The 1,441-nt window shown below is 70.4% G+C and carries 1 protein-coding gene; it reads right to left on the bottom strand.

Going from position 1 to position 1,441, the window contains the following annotated elements:
- Positions 1-103 precede the first annotated feature (103 nt).
- Positions 104-1,381 carry an IS701 family transposase gene (locus ACFY4A_RS42610; protein ID WP_390834678.1) on the bottom strand — a complete coding sequence of 426 codons (1,278 nt, stop codon included), beginning with the start codon at positions 1,379-1,381 and terminating at the stop codon, positions 104-106.
- Positions 1,382-1,441: the final 60 nt, after the last annotated feature.

Genomic DNA, 1,441 nt, shown 5'->3' with positions numbered 1-1,441 from the left:
CTAGTAGGGCTCCGTTAGGTCGTTGTGGATCTTGCTGTGTGGTGTCTGATCCGGGTTGTGGGCAGCGGCTGGCGGCAGGTGGTGCAGATGCCGGTCCAGCAGTTCAACAGGTCCTGGATGGCGTCGAGGATCTGGTAAAGGGTGAGTCCGGTGTGCCGGCTTTTGGGGCCAGCCGCTGCTCGGTGAGGAAGGCGTGGGCGGCGGTGACCAGGGTGGTGTGGTGGTGCCAGCCGTTCCAGGAACGGCCTTCGAAGTGGTCCAGGCCCAGGCCGTGCTTGAGTTCGCGGTAGTCGTGCTCGATGCGCCAGCGGATCTTGGCCAGGCGGACCAGGTCGGCGATCGGGGTGTCGTCGGGCAGGTCCGACAGCCAGAACCGGGTCGGTTCGTCCTCGCCGTCGGGCCATTCGGCCAGCAGCCACACCTCGGGCAGGACGCCGTCCCACCGGCCGTGCCTGGCCACCGCGGCGGCCTGGGCCAGCCGACGCGCGCGCACCCCGGCCGGCCGGACGCGCACCGCGAGGAAGCGAGAGGTCATCGGGCCACGGGAGCCCTCCCGCCAGGTCACCTCCCGAAAGGCCGCCGGTCCGGCGTCGGCCGCCAGCTCTGCCACCGCCACGGGCGGCTGCCGGTAGCGGGGCTGGGGTTTGCGGCCGTTGCCGGACCAAGGCGGGGCGGCGGGGACCGCGTCATGCGGCTGGACGGCCACATCGCCACGGACGCCGACCACATACGCGGTGCCGCGTTCGGTCAGGGCGGCGCGGAAGTCGGCGTTCTGGCCGTAGCCCGCGTCGGCCACCACCACCGGCGGCACCAGTCCCCACCCGGCCAGTTCGTCCAGGGCGTCCAGGGCCAGCCGCCACTTCTCCCGGTGCCCGACGTCCTTGGGGACGCCGGTCCGGGCCCGCCGGCCGGCATCCTCCGCCCACTGTTTCGGCAGGAACAGCCGCCAGTTAAGCGGGCACGAGGCCGTGTCGGTGACCGCGTGCACGCTGACCGCGACCTGGCAGTTGGCCTGCTTGCCCAGCGCACCGCAGTACTGGTGCGCGACGGCGACCGACATCTTCCCGTCCTTGGGGAACGACACGTCATCGACCGCCCAGGCATCCGGGCCGATCAGCGGCACCATCCGCTCCGCGATCCGCCGCCGCACCGGCACCGGATCCCACGGTGACTGGTTCACGAACTGCTGCAGGTTCTGCTCGTTGCCGTCCGGCAGCCGCTCCGCCATCGGCTGGATCGACTTGCGCCGCCCGTCCAGCATCAGTCCCCGCAGGTAGCAGTCACCCTTCGACCGCTGATCCCGTCGCGGCACCGAAGCGAACACATCCGCCACGAACCCGGCTAACTCCGCCCGTAAGCCCTCCACTTGCCTCATGTCCATCCATCCACCCTGCCGCGGACGAACACAACCGGCAAATAGCACCTAACGGAGTCCTACTAG

It is taken from the genome of Streptomyces sp. NPDC001292 (assembly GCF_042896465.1).
Taxonomy (GTDB): Bacteria; Actinomycetota; Actinomycetes; order Streptomycetales; family Streptomycetaceae; genus Streptomyces.
This window is presented reverse-complemented; position numbering and strand designations above follow the sequence as displayed.

Bases quoted from the DNA above. Each gene is read 5' to 3' on its own strand.
- ACFY4A_RS42610 (WP_390834678.1), bottom strand. From the start codon at position 1,381: ATGGACATGAGGCAAGTGGAGGGCTTACGGGCGGAGTTAGCCGGGTTC.